This window comes from Enterocloster clostridioformis (genome assembly GCF_020297485.1).
Taxonomy (GTDB): Bacteria; Bacillota; Clostridia; order Lachnospirales; family Lachnospiraceae; genus Enterocloster; species Enterocloster clostridioformis.
This window is the reverse complement of record NZ_JAIWZC010000001.1, coordinates 1854375-1871143: the sequence shown is the minus strand read 5'-3', so window position 1 is coordinate 1871143 and position 16769 is coordinate 1854375. Positions and strand designations below refer to the sequence as shown.

The 16769-nt window shown below is 40.7% G+C and carries 18 protein-coding genes and 5 pseudogenes; 17 read left to right on the top strand and 6 right to left on the bottom strand.

Annotated elements, in window-relative coordinates; genetic code table 11:
• The first annotated feature begins 23 nt into the window (after positions 1-23).
• The 7 genes and pseudogenes from LA360_RS09415 (at position 24) to LA360_RS09385 (ending at position 4438) form a co-directional block, all read left to right on the top strand.
• Positions 24-809 carry a tyrosine-type recombinase/integrase gene (locus tag LA360_RS09415; protein WP_057573071.1) on the top strand — a complete coding sequence of 262 codons (786 nt, stop codon included), beginning with the start codon at positions 24-26 and terminating at the stop codon, positions 807-809.
• Between the two features lie 182 nt (positions 810-991).
• Positions 992-2245, top strand: coding sequence for an ATP-binding protein (locus LA360_RS09410; protein WP_057573072.1), 1254 nt, complete (start codon positions 992-994; stop codon positions 2243-2245).
• A gap of 22 nt (positions 2246-2267) precedes the next feature.
• A pseudogene (locus LA360_RS31140) lies at positions 2268-2748 on the top strand (flavodoxin).
• A gap of 71 nt (positions 2749-2819) precedes the next feature.
• Positions 2820-3356, top strand: coding sequence for a flavodoxin family protein (locus LA360_RS09400; RefSeq protein ID WP_146774978.1), 537 nt, complete (start codon positions 2820-2822; stop codon positions 3354-3356).
• The gene (locus LA360_RS09395; RefSeq protein WP_155521230.1) at positions 3344-3499 is read left to right on the top strand and encodes a hypothetical protein; all 156 of its coding nucleotides are present in this window, start codon (positions 3344-3346) and stop codon (positions 3497-3499) included. The genes LA360_RS09400 and LA360_RS09395 overlap by 13 nt, the downstream gene beginning before the upstream one ends.
• A 17-nt stretch (positions 3500-3516) precedes the next feature.
• Positions 3517-3882, top strand: coding sequence for a hypothetical protein (locus LA360_RS09390; RefSeq protein ID WP_057573159.1), 366 nt, complete (start codon positions 3517-3519; stop codon positions 3880-3882).
• Between the two features lie 100 nt (positions 3883-3982).
• Positions 3983-4438, top strand: a complete 456-nt coding sequence (locus LA360_RS09385; RefSeq protein ID WP_057573158.1) for a GNAT family N-acetyltransferase — start codon at positions 3983-3985, stop codon at positions 4436-4438.
• Between the two features lie 291 nt (positions 4439-4729).
• On the opposite strand, the pseudogene LA360_RS09380 reads toward LA360_RS09385, so the two are convergent.
• The 3 genes and pseudogenes from LA360_RS09380 to LA360_RS31135 form a co-directional block, all read right to left on the bottom strand.
• Positions 4730-5626 (bottom strand): annotated as a pseudogene (locus tag LA360_RS09380) (IS91 family transposase); the annotation flags it as partial.
• 28 nt (positions 5627-5654) lie between these two features.
• On the bottom strand, positions 5655-5870 hold the full coding sequence (locus LA360_RS30360) for a tyrosine-type recombinase/integrase (protein ID WP_225537480.1): 216 nt from the start codon (positions 5868-5870) through the stop codon (positions 5655-5657).
• Positions 5871-5945: 75 nt separating this feature from the next.
• Positions 5946-6047 (bottom strand): annotated as a pseudogene (locus LA360_RS31135) (tyrosine-type recombinase/integrase); the annotation flags it as partial.
• Positions 6048-6520: 473 nt separating this feature from the next.
• Between LA360_RS31135 and LA360_RS09365 the strand changes: the two are divergent.
• The 6 genes from LA360_RS09365 to LA360_RS09340 all read left to right on the top strand — a co-directional run bounded on the left by LA360_RS09365 (position 6521) and on the right by LA360_RS09340 (position 9873).
• The gene (locus LA360_RS09365) at positions 6521-7126 is read left to right on the top strand and encodes a hypothetical protein (protein ID WP_057573155.1); all 606 of its coding nucleotides are present in this window, start codon (positions 6521-6523) and stop codon (positions 7124-7126) included.
• A gap of 589 nt (positions 7127-7715) precedes the next feature.
• Positions 7716-8264, top strand: coding sequence for a CD3072 family TudS-related putative desulfidase (locus tag LA360_RS09360; protein WP_089776170.1), 549 nt, complete (start codon positions 7716-7718; stop codon positions 8262-8264).
• 14 nt (positions 8265-8278) lie between these two features.
• A complete protein-coding gene (locus LA360_RS09355; RefSeq protein WP_081031189.1) occupies positions 8279-8692 on the top strand; it encodes a TNT domain-containing protein in 414 nt (137 codons plus the stop codon).
• Positions 8693-8695: 3 nt separating this feature from the next.
• A complete protein-coding gene (locus tag LA360_RS09350; RefSeq protein WP_057571988.1) occupies positions 8696-8920 on the top strand; it encodes a hypothetical protein in 225 nt (74 codons plus the stop codon).
• A gap of 535 nt (positions 8921-9455) precedes the next feature.
• Positions 9456-9626, top strand: coding sequence for a hypothetical protein (locus LA360_RS09345; RefSeq protein ID WP_160116369.1), 171 nt, complete (start codon positions 9456-9458; stop codon positions 9624-9626).
• Between the two features lie 4 nt (positions 9627-9630).
• Positions 9631-9873 (top strand): hypothetical protein, encoded by a 243-nt coding sequence (locus LA360_RS09340; protein WP_022200806.1) that lies wholly within the window; start codon positions 9631-9633, stop codon positions 9871-9873.
• Here the strand turns inward: LA360_RS09340 and LA360_RS30350 are convergent.
• From LA360_RS30350 to LA360_RS31125, 3 genes and pseudogenes are all read right to left on the bottom strand, one after another.
• Positions 9852-10175 (bottom strand): annotated as a pseudogene (locus tag LA360_RS30350) (IS110 family transposase). The gene LA360_RS09340 and the pseudogene LA360_RS30350 overlap by 22 nt on opposite strands.
• A 123-nt stretch (positions 10176-10298) precedes the next feature.
• On the bottom strand, positions 10299-10472 hold the full coding sequence (locus LA360_RS31130) for an IS110 family transposase (protein ID WP_225537745.1): 174 nt from the start codon (positions 10470-10472) through the stop codon (positions 10299-10301).
• A 397-nt stretch (positions 10473-10869) separates the two neighbouring features.
• Positions 10870-11318, bottom strand: a pseudogene (locus tag LA360_RS31125) (winged helix-turn-helix domain-containing protein); the annotation flags it as partial.
• Positions 11319-11480: 162 nt separating this feature from the next.
• On the opposite strand from LA360_RS31125, the gene LA360_RS09320 reads away from it, so the two are divergent.
• The 4 genes from LA360_RS09320 (at position 11481) to tnpA (ending at position 16692) form a co-directional block, all read left to right on the top strand.
• The gene (locus LA360_RS09320; RefSeq protein WP_022200810.1) at positions 11481-13133 is read left to right on the top strand and encodes a diguanylate cyclase; all 1653 of its coding nucleotides are present in this window, start codon (positions 11481-11483) and stop codon (positions 13131-13133) included.
• Positions 13134-13156: 23 nt separating this feature from the next.
• Complete coding sequence (locus LA360_RS09315; protein WP_022200811.1) at positions 13157-13519, top strand: Hpt domain-containing protein; 363 nt, start codon at positions 13157-13159, stop codon at positions 13517-13519.
• Between the two features lie 5 nt (positions 13520-13524).
• The gene (locus tag LA360_RS09310; RefSeq protein WP_057573153.1) at positions 13525-16083 is read left to right on the top strand and encodes a hybrid sensor histidine kinase/response regulator; all 2559 of its coding nucleotides are present in this window, start codon (positions 13525-13527) and stop codon (positions 16081-16083) included.
• 198 nt (positions 16084-16281) lie between these two features.
• The gene (tnpA, locus tag LA360_RS09305; protein WP_022200813.1) at positions 16282-16692 is read left to right on the top strand and encodes an IS66 family insertion sequence element accessory protein TnpA; all 411 of its coding nucleotides are present in this window, start codon (positions 16282-16284) and stop codon (positions 16690-16692) included.
• The last annotated feature ends 77 nt before the right edge of the window (positions 16693-16769 follow it).

Sequence of the window (16769 nt, the reverse complement as noted above, 5' to 3'; positions counted from 1 at the left end):
ATAACAATGAGGAGGCGAATCAAATGATCGAAGAATTTACTGCTCATCTGCAAAGCTTGGGAAAGTCTGAAAACACAATCCGGACGTACAGTCATGATGTAACGATGTATCTGCATTGGTGCCGGGACAGTTTTGGAGAAGAGCCACAGCTTTTATACCGTGCCAATATTTTGGATTACATTTCCTATATGCGAAATATTCGGGGTTATCATCCGCGTACCGTAAATAACCACCTTTCTTCCCTGAAGAGCCTAAATGAGTATCTGATTATGAGTGGGCGGCAGACGGAAGCTGCTGTGCTGGACAGCGATTTTATGAAAATCCAGATACAGTATGCCAGTCCCTGCACTGTGGAGAAAAAAGATGTAGAGGCATTCCGCCAACGTCTTCTGGAGAGTGGCAGTAAACGGGACTTTTGCCTGGTCACACTTTATGCCTATTCCGGTATGCGACGGAGTGAATGCGTCAATCTGAAGCTGGATAAGGTTGATCTGACAGCAAAGGAGATCCGGATTGTCGGTAAGGGAGACAAGCACCGCCTGGTCTATATCAATGACAAAATTGTTTACGCGATTCGGGAGTACCTAAAGGTGCGTGATTCGGAAAGCCCATATCTGTTCGTCAGCCGCCAGAGTGAGAAGCTGAATCCTTCCCGTATCAATCAGATATTTAACCGATACTCGGATGTTATTACACCGAAGACGCTGCGGCATTATTTTTGTTCCAATGCTCTGGAGAACGGATATTCCATTCACGAAGTCGCCAATCAGGCAGGGCACAGCAAGTGCATATTAAGGCCGGAAGAGTAACCGATTTAGAGGAAAACAGAATAATTGATTGAATCAGGGAAATGCTATTACGAAAAAAGGTGCATTTCCCTGTTTATTCGTAATGGAGATTATCCGCTCCTATTGACACACTTACTAAAACTGGATATAATATATTACGAAAAAAGGTGCAAACGCACTTGCTCTCGTAATGGAGGATTGCTATGGAAATTAAACGTGATTCATATTTGAACAAATTGATTCGCAAGAAGAATAACGGCTTAATTAAGATTGTTACCGGTGTCCGAAGGTGCGGAAAATCGTATCTGCTGTTTAACCTATTCCACAATCACTTGCTGGAAGAAGGTGTAGATGAGGAGCACATCATAGAGGTGGCTCTGGATGACCGCAGCAACAAGGAACTGCGTAATCCGGACAATATGCTTAAATTCGTAAAGGAACGAATTGTCGATAAGGAGACTTACTACATTATTCTTGATGAGGTTCAGCTTTTGGATGAATTTGAAGACGTCCTCAACAGTTTCCTTCATATCAGGAATGCAGATATTTATGTTACCGGCAGCAATTCCAAATTCCTTTCCTCCGATTTAATTACCGAATTCAGGGGGAGGGGCGATGAGATCCGGATTTACACCCTCAGCTTTCGGGAGTTCGTTTCAGTTTATGATGGTTCCCTGGATGAAGCATGGGATGAGTATTTTAACTACGGCGGCCTGCCGCTGATTCTTTCCATGGAGACGGTGGAAGATAAAATTGAATATCTCACTTCGCTATTCCAGAAAGTGTATCTTTCCGACATTGTTGAGAGGAATAAAGTTAGAAATAAGGATGAATTGGACGAGCTGGTGGATATTCTGGCATCGGCAATCGGCAGTCTGACGAACCCCAGTAAATTGGCAAAGACCTTCAAAAGTGTAAAAGGCAAGGCAATCAGCGATAAAACCCTGAAAAATTACATTGATTATTTGATAGATGCCTTTATGATCAGTAAAGCGGAGAGGTTTGATATCAAAGGGAAACGCTATATAGGATCTCCTGCCAAATATTATTTTGAGGATATCGGACTTCGTAATGCACGTTTAAACTTCAGGCAGGTTGAAATCACGCATATTATGGAGAATATCATCTATAATGAGCTGCGGATCCGGGGATATAAGGTAGATGTCGGTCTTGTGGAGCATTATAGCACCGGCAAGGATGGAAAGAGACAAAAAAAGCAGTTGGAAGTTGATTTTGTAGCAACTAAGGGCAGTGAAAAGTATTACATCCAGTCTGCTTTTGATATGAATAATGAGGAAAAGATTGCCCAGGAACAGCGCTCCTTAGTCAATATTTCGGATTCGTTCAAAAAAATCATTATCGTGGCAGATAACATCAAAGTCAGAAGGAATGAAGAAGGTATTACTACCATTGGCCTTCGCAATTTTCTGCTTGACGAAAACAGTTTAAATATATGATATAGACAGTGAGGTAACACATATGAGAAGAACATTAGTAGCATATTTCTCCGCAAGCGGAATTACAGCAAAGGTTGCAGGGAATTTGGCGGAATCAATTGGGGCAGACATTTTCGGTATTGAGCCAGAGATTCCTTATACCAAAGAAGATCTTAACTGGAAAAAATGATTACTCCCGCAGCAGTGTTGAGATGAAAGACCCGTATTCTCGTCCGGCGATTAAATATAAAAGGGATAATATGGATGCCTACAAAACAGTCTTTGTGGGCTTTCCTATATGGTGGTATTTTGCACCGACGATTGTTAATACATTCCTTGAGAGTTATGATTTTTCTGGAAAAATAGTTATTCTCTTTGCGACTTCCGGTGGCAGCGGTATGGGTGAAATTTATGAGAGAATTTTACCGAGCTGCAAGGGTGCAAAACTGATTGAGGGAAAGGTTTTCAGTAGTAATACAAGCAAATCTGAGCTTTCTGCCTGGGTGGCTGGGCTGAATATTTAAAGTATTGCCCTGTCTGTGGAAATAAGATAAGGTTACATATACGGTCAGATACAGAATCGCAATCGGGCTTTATGGAGGAGATGGAGGAATATAAAATGGTTTTGATGATAGATACGACGAAAGAGCAAGTAGGAAAGCAAATTGCAGAAGGATTGCTTCGTAGTGGTGGGAATTCAGCCGAAATGGAGTTGATTGACACCACTGGGATGAATATTTATCACTGCGTCGGTTGTAATTACTGTTGGCTGAAAACGCCAGGGATATGCGCCATCAAGGACGATTATGCACCGATTAAAAAAAAGATGAGTAAAGCCAGTCAGGTCTGGTTGATCTCAGATACGCACTTTGGGTTTATCTCCTATCGGACCAAAAACATTGCAGACAGGGTGATGTCCCTTGTCACCATGTATCTGAAAATCAAGGACGGGCAGATGCGTCATGTAATGCGCTATGACCATCAGCCGGATATTGGAATTATCTATACCGGAGATGGCGATCAGGCTTATCTGGAACAGTGGTGCAAGCGCACAGCACTTAATCTCGAAAGTAATTCTCTGGGAGCTTTTCCTGCAGAACACAGAAAGGAGGCGGTTTTATGTATGTTGTAATCATCAATGGAAGTCCTCGAGTGCAAAAGTATAGCAACACGGAGAAAATTATTGCTTCCTTTACAAAAGGGTTTAAAGAAAATCCAATCGCCAATCATGGGAAACAATTCAGGAGGCATACAGAAAGAATAGGGAAATTCTGATTGCGCTTCCGTTATATGTGGAATGTGTACCTGGTCTTCTTTTGGAATTTCTGGAAACCCTGCCGAAAAAGGATGAACATACAAGACTTTCTTTTCTTTTGCTGAGTGGTTTTGCTGAAGGATGCCAGCTTCGTTGCGGCGAGGAATTTCTGGCGAAGCTGCCGGAATATCTGGGGGTTCGTTATGGCGGCTGTTTGGTCAAAGGAGACAATTTCGGAATCCGGATGCTGGATGATGAAAAGCAGAAGCATGTCACAAAACCGTATCAGGCGATGGGCGAATTGTTTGCGAAGGGAGACGGGTTTTTCCGTGAGGAAGCAAAGAAATTTACTGACCCGGAATATTTTTCCCTGCCCGTGCGCTGGATGATGCAGTTCGTATAGATACGAGTTCCAGTCACAGAGGATGAGAAATTTCCCATTTGTCGGGAGATTGCAAATAAGGAAAAATTGGGATTTCATAAGGTGAGGAGAACATATAAAAATGGTGCATATAAGGAAAGCAAAAGAAACAGACCGTAATAACGTAGCCTTATGTATTGCAGAAGTGTTGGCAATTTCTGATTGTACCGGCAGAGCGGCGAGAGTAGAAAAAGCATCTCTAAAAAGACATTTTGGGTTTTTGAAAGGAATGTTCGGTGCTTTTGTTTTGAAAGAAGAATTTGAAGGGCAGCTTGAGTATCCTATCACAACAGGATACATAGAATTTGTAACAGTGCGAAAAAAATACCGTAAACAAGGCATTGCTACAACTATGCTTCAAGAAAGTATGCTGCTTACAAATTATCAAGATTTTGTGCTTGATGTTACTGATATAAATAATAATGCCATCAAGTGTTATACGAATATTGGGTTTGATGAATTTAAGCGTATTCCAGAAAAACACGGTAAGCAAAAAGGCTTTAATGAGAAGATTTTTATGCGGTATCGCCGCAAATGAAAGCAATTAACAAATTCTTTAGGTTAGAATCGATGATGGGGGAAACGAAAAAGCAGCTTTTGCATTCCAGTGAACTGCCCCTTCGTTTACACCATTTTCGATTTGACCTAATTGAACAAAGTGAGCGTCCGGGTAGATACTACCTATGGACTTTCAATCTTTTGCTCTTACCCATGGTTATACAGGATTTCCTGCGCAGAAGCTACAGAAATCAAGTGTTTCCAGATAAATAGGTACGACAACAAAACCTTAAACTTTGAGGCTTCAAAAAAAGTATGAAAGAATAAACGTTTAACATCTTTGTGGTATTCGAAGCTGTGGTTTTCCAAGATGACCTCCAAAGGCTTTACATACACAGACATTTATCCCATAAAGCTGTTTTAGTATTTCAGGCATCTCCTTATCCTGAAGTTTTGAGAGATACTTTTGGCAGCCAAGAAGATTCCTACATAAAATAAGCTTTTTGCGTTTGATGCGGGAACAAAGAAGTCCGTAATGCCGAATCCTGACAAAGCGTTTTGGTGGCACATGCATCAGAAACCGTCGTATGAATTCGACACCGGAAAGAATCAGCTCTTTCCATTGTCCTTTGTTCCGGTAATCTTTTATAGAAAAAGTGACGGTTTCATCATCCATGCAGATAATGCGGTGATTGCTGATGGCAATCCGATGGGTATATTTTCCAAGGTAATCAATCACAGACTGTGCACCGTTAAAAGTTTTCTTACAATAAGGAATCCATTCTGCACAATAACAGGAATCAAGCAGTTCTTTGAACGCATAATGGTTACGGTATTTTTCAGCAGTTCCATGAAACTTAAGCTGATTCGCATTCCAGAGATTTTTCAGTTCTTCCATATATTTTCCACGGAATACCTTGGAAACAGCTCGTATGGGAAGAAAAAACTCAGTACCGTTGTCTTTCCATTTATTTTTGGATGTCAGACCACCACCGAGGAGTATTGTATGGATATGAGGATGAAAGTTCATTTCAGAACCCCATGTATGTAAGATACAGATATATCCAACAGTGGCTCCAAGATGCTTTGGATCAACCGCCAATTCACTGATTGTGGCAGAAGCAGCACGATACAGAGTGTCATATAATCGTTTCTGATTACTGTAAATGATTGGGTTTAAAATGTCCGGCACTGTAAATACCATGTGGAAGTAAGGGGCATCAAGTAAACGCTGGAAGATATCCTGTACGGTCGGTTTATTCATAATCAGCACCTGCTTTCCAGTCAAACGGACTTTGGATTCCCATCAGGGACTTATTACTGATATGAAGATGAATGACTTCAGAAACACGCATTCCGGAAGAATACATCGCTGCAAACATCGCTTTATATTTGATATCATCGACAGCTTCTAACAGACGGTCGATTTCAGGGGCAGTCAGTACCGTTGGAAGCTTGTGTTCCAGAATCATACGTGGAACCGTGATATCATCCCAAGGGATATTCAGGACATTCCGATAGAAAAAGCGGATGGCAGAATTATAAAGATTCAGAGTTGTGGCTTTCAGCCCTTCCTCTTTTTTCGCAAACAGAAAATTCCTGACATCCTGGCAGGTAAGTTCTTCCGGATTTTTACCTTGATATTTCAGAAAGTAAGAAACTGTTCTAAATATTTTTCGTACATAATAAAATCCTCCATGTAAAATCAGTAATAATCAAAACACTGCTTTACACGGAGGTGCATTTGGGTCATAAAACCGCTTGCCAACCAAGCGGAAGGGTGGTATTCTTTTCATAGGCAGTGGAAAGGTCGATCCTGTTTGATTGTTTTGTTGTGGTGACTTAACAAAACTACTTTTAGGACTTGCTTTCCACCGCTTTTTGTTATAGGAAACAGAAAATCGCTATGCCACAGCCTTGGCAGGCCATCGCACAGCGATTTTGTTCAATTCCAGTATGTAAGTGCCGGCAGCATTTTCCCGGTCCATTATAAAACAGCATAATCACGTTATACAATGAATCGATATAGTATTCTATTTTAGATGGCACCTTTAATATAGTCAAATAATGCAAAATTAAAAGGATAAGTATTATTTTAATTGGTAGAATGAGGAGATGCAGGATGAAAGATATAATTAACTTTCTTGAGGCGAACGTAAATGGAAAAACGCTGTATACAAAGGAACTAATTTACAAACTGGAGGATGGTGCGTTGCAGGGCGTATATTCTGACCAGATATCCTTTTCTAATCTTAAATATTCCCAAAGCGGATTCCAGCTGGATATGTTCATTGTATCTAACGAAAAAATATGGCTTATGGGACCGAGTGGACAACGGGAAAAATTGCGAAAGGATTTTAGCGCTGTTTCATTATTTCGCTTTGAACTGGCACAACGTAAAAGCACCAATGCTGTTACAGGCTGTTTTCGGTTCATATCTGCTTCTGGGAAACAGGTAGCGGCAGAAGCTATTATAAGTGGTATCTATGATATACGCATTGAAGATGATGTGTTAAAATTCTATGAAAATCAAGCATTGTATCGCGATCAGCCCATACAAGGTGAGAGCTTCAAACCTGTAGCATTTCAGGCAGAACATCGTTTTTATAGTAAAGATGGAAAACTACACTATGAATATGATGGAAAATGTTTTGACGTGGATACAAAAACAATGCAGCGCTTCAATAGTCCCGATATCTTTCCGCCATTTATTTCAGTAGAAAAGTAAACGCGGGTATGCAGGCCGGTTATGTGTCGGAGGCATTTTCGGCCACGGTATTGGGAGGCTCCCAGAGGATTATTTGCCACGATTCTGACAGTTTTTTGTTCTGTGCAAATTCCGATAAACTGACTATTTATAAGCCGCTTCTGAATGGCGAACCGCGATTTGGATTTCCGCCGCTCAGTACGCTTTTCAATCATGCCCGAGAGAACATCAGACGATATGCCCAAGACGGCTATTCGAGCAATGCGGAGCTGTTTGCGGTTTCCCAAAAGCACTTGTTCCAAATTCTGGATTTATTTAAAAAATACAATGCGGATTTTGACACATTTCTTGACCGCAAATGGGGCGATGGAACGGTGCGATCGGAGTTTGTGGAGGATTTTGTTCCCAAAGAGGATAAGGTTTCCATGCATGCCGTGGGAAAACACAGGAAATCATTTCTCGTGGTAACGAGGATAACAATAAGGAAATTCGCAAGGTGTTTCAAGAATATTTTAAAAGCTGGTGAATAGCCGGCTGAGTGGGTTGCATCGAACGTGAAAGAACAGCCCAGTTTGTAAGGTTGATTAATTAGAAGGTGCGGAGGAATATTATGTTCAACGATGGAAGAAGCAAAAAGGTTATTTTTATTGCACATTGCCTTTTAAATCAAAATGCCATTTCTGATGGAACGGCAGTTTATCCTGCAGCATTTAAAGATGTTATTGATTTCTTCTTAAATGCTGATATTAGTATTGTCCAAATGCCCTGTCCAGAGTTTTGCTGTTTGGGACTGGATAGGGGCAATATTCATGGTGCTGATAGCCCAGTCGTGGCAGAGAATACAAGAATACGTTCAGCAATGAAAAATGATAGCACGAATATGAAGCTATCGAGGCTGGCTGATTATGTAGTACAACAAATCATAGAATATAAAAAATATGGATTTGAAATCATCGGGATTATCGGGGCAAACCGTTCTCCCAATTGTGGCGTAGAAACAACCTCAGACAATAATGCAGAAATCAATGGAATGGGACTCTTTGTAGAAAAAATAGTTAATCAACTTTTGCAGGAAAATATGTCGGTTCCAATGATAGGTATAAAAGGAACTGATAATATACAGGAAAAACTTCATCAGTTGGTGAATCGGGAATTGTAGATAAAGAGCGGGCGATGCTGTCCATCGGGCGCTGTGCTGTACTTCCTTACCTGGGATATTGCTTTTCCGGTGAGGGGGGTAGTGGGGCTCAATGGTTCGATGAACAAGGTAATCCTATTTGGCCGCCTAATAGAGGATTTGATGGAGAACCTGTAACAACAACTTTACAACCGGGGACTAGAATTGATCGATATGGTTATGACGGAGGAACATTTGTTTCCCCAGAAGGAACTCCATATTCACAGCGAGCATTGGCACCCGGGACAGAAAGCAAGCCTTATACAGTGTTTGAGGTGGCTAAACCAGTTGAAGTACAAGGGGGAAAGATTGCTCCATGGTATGGAGAAGAAGGAGGTGGAATTCAATATGAATTTAGTGAGTCCATTTCTGAATTACTAGAACAAGGAATATTAAAGAAAGTAGGATAATAAATGAACAGAGAAGAATTATCTAAAGAACTTATAAAAAAGAGAATTCCTCATGATGCATATTCATTGTTTGGTGGTTTGCCAAATGAGAGTTTTTGTATAGCAGAGGAAAAACAATGGGAAGTATACTATAGTGAGAAGGGGCAAAAGACGCAGTTACGGCAATTTGATTCTGAGGAAGAAGCATGTGAATATATGTATGCAAAATTAGTCAATACCTTTCATTAGCTTGGTGTATTGATTTTCGCCCGGCTTTGCTGGGCGATGTCCTCTGGGCTGGGTGGCATCAAGCTACCCATGAATAACGATTTTTATCTTTTTTCGCCCCATTGAAAGCGATGGCCGTGGCCGTATGGCGTAAATTGGCATGTTCTTTTTCTGCTTGTAAAAATAGGACTGAAAAAGCAATACTTTGTCGTAAAATGGTTTACTTAGGAACACTGAATATGTTAAAATAGTCTTGTGTAACAGCAAGGAAGAGAGAAAAAGGGATGCAAAGTTGTGAACCCTCTAGTAAATGAAGGAGGGTGATGCCTATGAGCGTCATAGAAGTATTGACATTATTGCTTGTGATATTTGCGGCATTGTCATACATAGACAATAAACACAACAAAAAATAGCATCCTCCAAACCGCCTGAAGTTTTAGGATGCTATTTTGCACTTAATACTGAGGGCATCAGATTTTGTATCTGATACTCTTTCTAACTTGATTATACACAAGGCACTTGAAATTTTCAAGTGCCTTTTAAAATTTTACAGAGAATGATTGATTTGTCGAATATAAAAATACTTTCTCGTCTTATTGACGGAAGAAAAACTGGAATAACTTTAGAACAAACCGATACTGTTATTAATCGAGCATCGGAAAAGTATGGTGGAACTTTGCCGGGAAAAGTTGAGATTTGGACAAATGAAGGAATAATAAGGAGATGATATAATGGCAAGAATGACTTGTACTTGTGGGGCAAAATTAGATAATCATGAAGCTCCAAATGATGTAGAACTGAGGGTTTATACCGATAAGGAATGGGAAGATATTTTTGATGGTGAAAGTATACAACCTTGGATGATTCCTTTACCTAAGTATAATGTTTGGAGATGTCCAGTATGCAAGAGAATTTATGTATACGAAAAAGGTAATGATTCGCCTATTATGGTCTATTGTTTAGAAAAAGAGTGATATACATCGCCCGGCTTTGCCGGGCGATGTCCCTGCCTGGGTGGCGTAACATCATAATACGCCTTGAAAGTCGCATTGTTCTTTACAACGTTATGAGTTGCATTCATGAGGGCATACCGAAGTACACGTGACCCTCGCTTGAACATACGGGTTCTTTTGGCCTAAAAGTTTCCAGACTGATATACGGTTGGATCCAGTCCGGCAAATGCAAGCAGTTTTCCTGGCGTTGAGAACCGGTGGATATCACCGATTTCGCCCAGAATCATCCCGCCATTTACGGTTCCAATGCCGGGAATGGTCATGAGTACAGAGTGCAGGCAGGTGACAAGATCTTTCGTGAAGCGTCCATGGGAGGATTTCACAAGGAGATTGGAGAGATGAGTCAGGTGCAGGGAAGCAATGCTTTTTGGCATAGGAGCCTCTTTTTAGAGTGCATAGACAGCTTTCTGATGCAGACCGGATTTGAAAAAATATTGAAGTTCCGGAAAGACCTGATCCATATAGGAAGTCAGTTGTATTTTTAAACGGGTACGCTGTTTGACGGTCTTCTGGCGGAACCTGCCAAGTTCCTTCAGCTCAATATAATCCAGATCCTCCAGGGTAGAAAAACTGGGGGAGTCCTGCAGTGGTGGGGAGATTTACGCAGGAAGACCCTTACCGGGGAGACGGGCTAAACCTGTTGAGGGAGGAAATGAGCCTGGAAAAACTCTCTTGGAATTGTGGCAGAATCAAGGAAATGAGGCGGCAACGCTAAAGCAAAATATTTTAGCGCCGAGGAGGGAAGGTTTTTAATGAGTAGTTCATGGGAATTTTTTTCATACAAATCAAAATATAACGGTAGCAATCAGCCATACCATCCGCAAAGGAACTTGCATTTCCCTCACATAATTGCCGAAGTGCGGTAATGGCTTTTTTGTTCAGATGAGAGAGAGTATGCCTTTTGGATGGATAGTAAGCAAAATGATGTCCCCATTCAAGAAGGTGATTGGTTTCGGACAGTATAACATATCCTAATTTAGAAGGAGAAGACCATTCACCTGAGGCATCTCCCAAACGCAATGCTTTCATAGCCTGTTTATAGTGGGGCATTATCTCCACATCACACTCCTGCAAGGCAAAAACCATAAGTGAAGGCAGTATGAGGGCAAAGGTCTGATATAGCTGTAAAATGCCCTCTCTTTGTTTTAAAATCTCGAAAACAGTATTTGATGAATTACAAGTATCTTTTTTGAAGCAACAATTGGTGCAAGACGAGGCTGAATATCAACCAGCCCTTCTGCCCTCAATGCGTCAAAGACACGGTTAATCGTATATCTGCTTACATGAAATTGCTCGCAATACATCCTTGAAGATGGCAGGGGATTTCCAGGAGGTATTTGGCCTTCCAAAATACACCGCTTAATTTCATTATATAAAAATGTAAATTTTGTTTCTTGTAGTTTCACAACCCGCCTCCTCTCTGTCTGAATTATATCATGTCAAACCAATGCTGTCAGTATAAAAAGTTATCAACCTATTTGTATACCTTACCAATATGGATGTTGCCAGAATGTTAATATAACATTTATAATAAAACAGTAAAATTATTTGGAAAGAGTTTAAGAACCATGGAAAAACAAAAAATCTTAATTGCAGACGATTCAGAAATGAATCGCGCGCTTTTGGTAGATATCCTGGAAGAGCAATATGATGTGGCAGAGGCTGAAAATGGTGTAGAAGCAATTTCTCTTCTTTCAAGGCATAGAACAGATTATTCCCTTCTGCTTCTTGACATTATGATGCCTGAGATGGATGGATTTGAAGTATTAGCTTACATAAATAAATATCACTGGAATGACACCTTCGCTGTTATTATGATTTCTGCTGATGATTCCCCCGCGAATATAAAGCGAGCCTATGACTTGGGAGCTTTTGACTATATCAGCCGTCCTTTTGATTCGACCATTGTCCAGCGCCGAATTTCTAATACGATGTTTTTATATGCAAGACAGCAGCGTCTTGAGAAGATTATTGCAGAACAATTTCATGAGCAGGAAAAAAATAATAAGCTGATGATTTCAATCCTGTCTCATATTGTGGAATTCCGTAATGGAGAGAGCGGCTTGCATGTATTGCATGTGAATACTATTACAAAATATTTGCTAAAGCAGTTGGTTCAGTGTACAGATCAATATCCTTTGTCCAAAGCAGAGATTTCTTTAATCAGTACTGCTTCTGCGCTGCATGATATTGGGAAAATCTCAATTTCAGATGAAATATTGAACAAACCTGGACGTCTTACGGCAGAGGAGTTTGAAGTGATGAAAACTCACTCGATGGTCGGCGCCAATATGCTGTTAGACCTGCCCATTGAACAGCAGGAAGCTCCGCTTGTCAAAGTGGCTTCTGAGATTTGCCGATGGCACCACGAAAGGTATGATGGCAGTGGTTATCCGGATGGATTAAAGGGAGATGAAATCCCCATAGCCGCCCAGGTGGTTGCGCTGGCCGATGTATACGATGCCTTGACCAGTGAGCGGTGCTATAAGAAAGCCTATTCACATAAAGAAGCTTTGAAAATGATTTTAGAAGGACAATGTGGTGCATTTAATCCTACTCTTTTACTGTGTCTGCAGAAAATTGCTGATACACTTGAAAGTGAGCTTATGGATACTTCTCCTGAACGGGAGTCAAAAAATATTCAGGATATAAGAAATAAAATAGACTACGACAGATTGTTTTCCTATGAAAAATACGCCTTCCTGTCCTGCAAACAGCGGCACCTGCAATTATTATATATTGATTCCTTAACTAGTGTCTACAATCGCCGTTATTATGACGAGCATTTTCAAGGTTCAGATGATATTCAAGCGATGGCCGTAATAGATGTAGATAATTTTAAGAATATCAATGATAATTATGGCCACGATGTAGGGGATATCGTGTTGCAAAGCATTGCACAAACTGTTTTATCCTGTGTACGAAAAACAGATGCCGTAATCCGTTATGGCGGCGATGAATTTGTAATTATCTTTTTTAATATACCTCAGGATATATTCGAGAAAAAACTGGAGAGGATTAGACATTCCGTTGATAGTCTGATAATTGATGACCGTCCTGTATTACATATGTCTATAAGCATAGGCGGAGCTTATGGTATTGGAACTATAAAGAAACTCTTCAAAGCTGCAGACAATATGATGTATCAATCAAAAAAGGCGAAAAACCAAGTGACCATATGTTATTTTGACAGGAATGAGGACAACACAGACAACATTTAAAAAGACCAGGAGGAAATGTGATTGTGAATCTAAAAGATTGTTATATAAAATTTGGCGGCGATTTTGATGAGGTACTGGGCAGACTGCGGCGTGAACAGACCGTTCAGAAATTTGTATATAAATTCCTGGACGATAAAAGCTTTAGCTTGTTTGAAGCATCTATGGGTAATAAAGACTATGCCGAGGCTCTTAGAGCCGTTCATACGCTAAAAGGAATTTGTCAGAATCTTTCTTTTACCAGATTGTTTGAAAGCAGCAGTCTGGCAACAATAGCGTTAAAAGAAGATGATTGGAATAAGGCTCTCGATATGATGCCGCAATTATCAAAGGACTACCATGAAATTATTAATGCTATTGAAGAACTTAAGATTTCCAAGGAGGAATAGCGTCAATGGGAAACAGTAAAAAGAAGAATTCTACAACGCGTTTTCTAATATGCAGTTTCATTGGACTTTTGCTCTTCAGTATTATTATGTTCAGTCTGCTGGGGATATACATGAGTCGAAAGAGTAAAAAGGCCGTTTACGAAATTGGAGAAATTTATATGTCCGGAATGAATGAGCAGATGTCCAGACACTTTGAATCTGTCATTAAATTACGTTTTAATCAGGCCGGCGGCATTGTTTCTGTTGTCCCGACAGATACGAACGATAAAGACAGGCTGTATGAAGAACTGACTTACAGGGCACAGGTCAGGGAATTTGACTATTTAGCACTGTGTTCTGCCGATGGGGAGTTTCAAACTCTTTATGGACAACCCATACAGCCCCTTAACCCCAAACCATTTGTAGAAGCATTATTACAAGGGGAACAGAGAGTCGCTGTAGGCATTGATACTGCTGGAAATGAAGTCGTATTGTTTGGCGTTGATGCTGCTTATCCTATGCACAATGGCGATCGGAGTACCGGTCTGATAGCAGCCGTTCCTCTGGAATATATCACTGATTTCCTTTTCTTAAAGGAGGAAGGGCAGCTGATGTATTATCATATTATCCGGCCGGACGGTAGTTTTGTAATACAAAATTCCAACACGGAGCTGCGGTATTTCTTTGAACAGCTGCAAAAGCAGTCTGATTCTGCAGTGAATGAATCATCAGCTGAAAATCCGGTTGAAAAATTTAGTGCTGCTCTGAAAAAACATGAGGAATATACGGCAATATTGGAAGTAAATGGTGAAGAACGGCAAATTTATGGTATTTCATTACCTTATTCTGAGTGGTACTTAGTATCGGTGATGCCGTATACTATATTGGACGATGCCATAAATAATCTGGGCAGCCAGCGTATATTCATGACATTGTTGTCTTGTGCTTCTGTTTTAATCATTCTAACAGTGATTTTCCTCCGGTATTTCTCCATAACCCGGTCACAGATGAATGAATTGGAGAAGGCCCGGCAGGTAGCTCTTGAAGCGAACAAAGCCAAAAGTGAATTTTTAGCAAATATGAGCCATGATATCCGTACCCCTATGAACGCGATTGTAGGCATGACTGCGATTGCCGCAGCCCACATAGATGACCGGAAACAAGTTGAGAACTGTCTTAGAAAGATTACATTATCGAGCAAACATCTATTAGGGCTGATTAATGATGTTTTGGATATGTCTAAAATTGAAAGTGGTAAATTAACTTTGGCAACAGAGCAAATTTCATTAAAAGAAGTTGTTGAAGGAATTGTTAACATTATGCAGCCACAGGTAAAGACAAAAAAGCAAACTTTTGACATACATGTGAAAAATATCTTGACAGAAAATGTGTGGTGTGATGGTGTACGCTTAAATCAGGTTTTGCTGAATCTCTTATCAAATGCAACGAAGTATACACCGGAGGGAGGTTCAATCCATTTATCTCTCTTTGAAGAAAATTCTCCAAAAGGAGAAAGGTATGTCCGGATTTATATCAAGGTCAAGGATAATGGAATTGGTATGTCGCCGGATTTTCTAAAAAGAATATATGAATCCTATAGCCGTGCGGATGGAGCCAGGATACATAAAACCGAGGGAGCCGGTTTGGGAATGGCGATTACAAAGTACATTGTGGACGCAATGGAAGGAACCATTGATATTCAAAGTGAGCCTGATAAAGGTACCGAATTTCTTCTTACGTTTGATTTTGAAAAAGCGGCCGCAATGAATATGGATATGGTTCTTCCCTCTTGGAATATGCTGGTGGTTGATGATGATGAATTATTATGCAGAACAGCCATGGACGCACTAAAATCCATCGGAATAAAAGCGGAATGGACATTAAGCGGAGAAAAGGCAATAGAACTGGTAAATGAACACCACAAAAGGAGAGAGGATTATCAAATTATTCTGTTAGATTGGAAACTACCTGGCATGGATGGGATTCAGGTCGCAAAAGAAATCCGGCATAATCTAGGAGATGAAGTACCGATTCTGCTGATTTCCGCATATGATTGGAGTGAATTTGAAGCGGAAGCCCGTGAAGCGGGTATTAGTGGTTTTATTTCCAAGCCACTTTTTAAATCTACTTTGTATTATGCTCTGCGTCAGTATATGGGCACTGAAACAGAAAACGGCCAGACATTGAACCCCAATATTGATTTATCCGGACGCCGTATCCTGATTGCCGAGGATAATGAGCTTAACTGGGAGGTTGCAAATGAATTATTGTCTGACTTGGGCGTAGAACTGGATTGGGCAGAAGATGGACAGATATGTCTGGACAAATTCCAAAAATCACCAGAGGGATATTACGATGCTGTCCTTATGGACATACGAATGCCCCATATGACGGGTTATGAAGCCACAAAAATGATTCGGGGACTAAATCATCCCGATGCACTATCTATTCCAATTATAGCTATGAGTGCAGATGCTTTTTCTGATGACATACAGCATTGCCTGGAGTGCGGTATGAACGCTCATATAGCAAAGCCTATCGACATCATGGAAGTATCCAGATTGCTGAAAAGGTTTCTGACTTAAGGTGCCGTAGAGGATTTTTAGAGAACAATTTGGTAAAACTTGACTATAATCAGCAGAAATATTTATAAACTGCTGATTATATTTTTGTAAAAGAGTAAGCGCCAAATATTCCTGCGGATTTCCTGTTCCTCAAGTTTCGCTTATAATTGTAGTCGATAGATATTTAGACTATTTCACTACAATTATGGAGGATAGGTTTTGGCAGGTACCCGCAAAGCCCGGGTTCCGATGGCGGAACAGATCAGGCTTATCAATGAATGCCGCCAGAGCGGCATGACAGATGCTGACTGGTGCCGTGAAAACGACATTGCGGTAAGCACCTTTTACAACTGGGTTAGCCGGTGCCGGAAAGTGGCAGCGGATCAGATCCCAGTAGCGAATTATGGTCATCTTGAGGCCCCACGCCCGAAACAGGACGTGGTTCCCATTGACATTGTTCCGGAGCACATTCCGGAACAGCATACAGCATCACAGATGCAAAACTCGTACCTTGACAATTCACATACGATTGAAGTTGCTATAAAGGACATCACAGTACGCATCAGCAATCATGCAGATCCTGTCCTGCTCACCAGGACATTCCGCCTGCTTCAGGAGCTCTCATGTTAGGCGATATCTCCGGACTTGAAAAAATCTACATTGTCTGCAGCTTATCCTCTCGATATTTTTATCCTCATCTTTTTGAG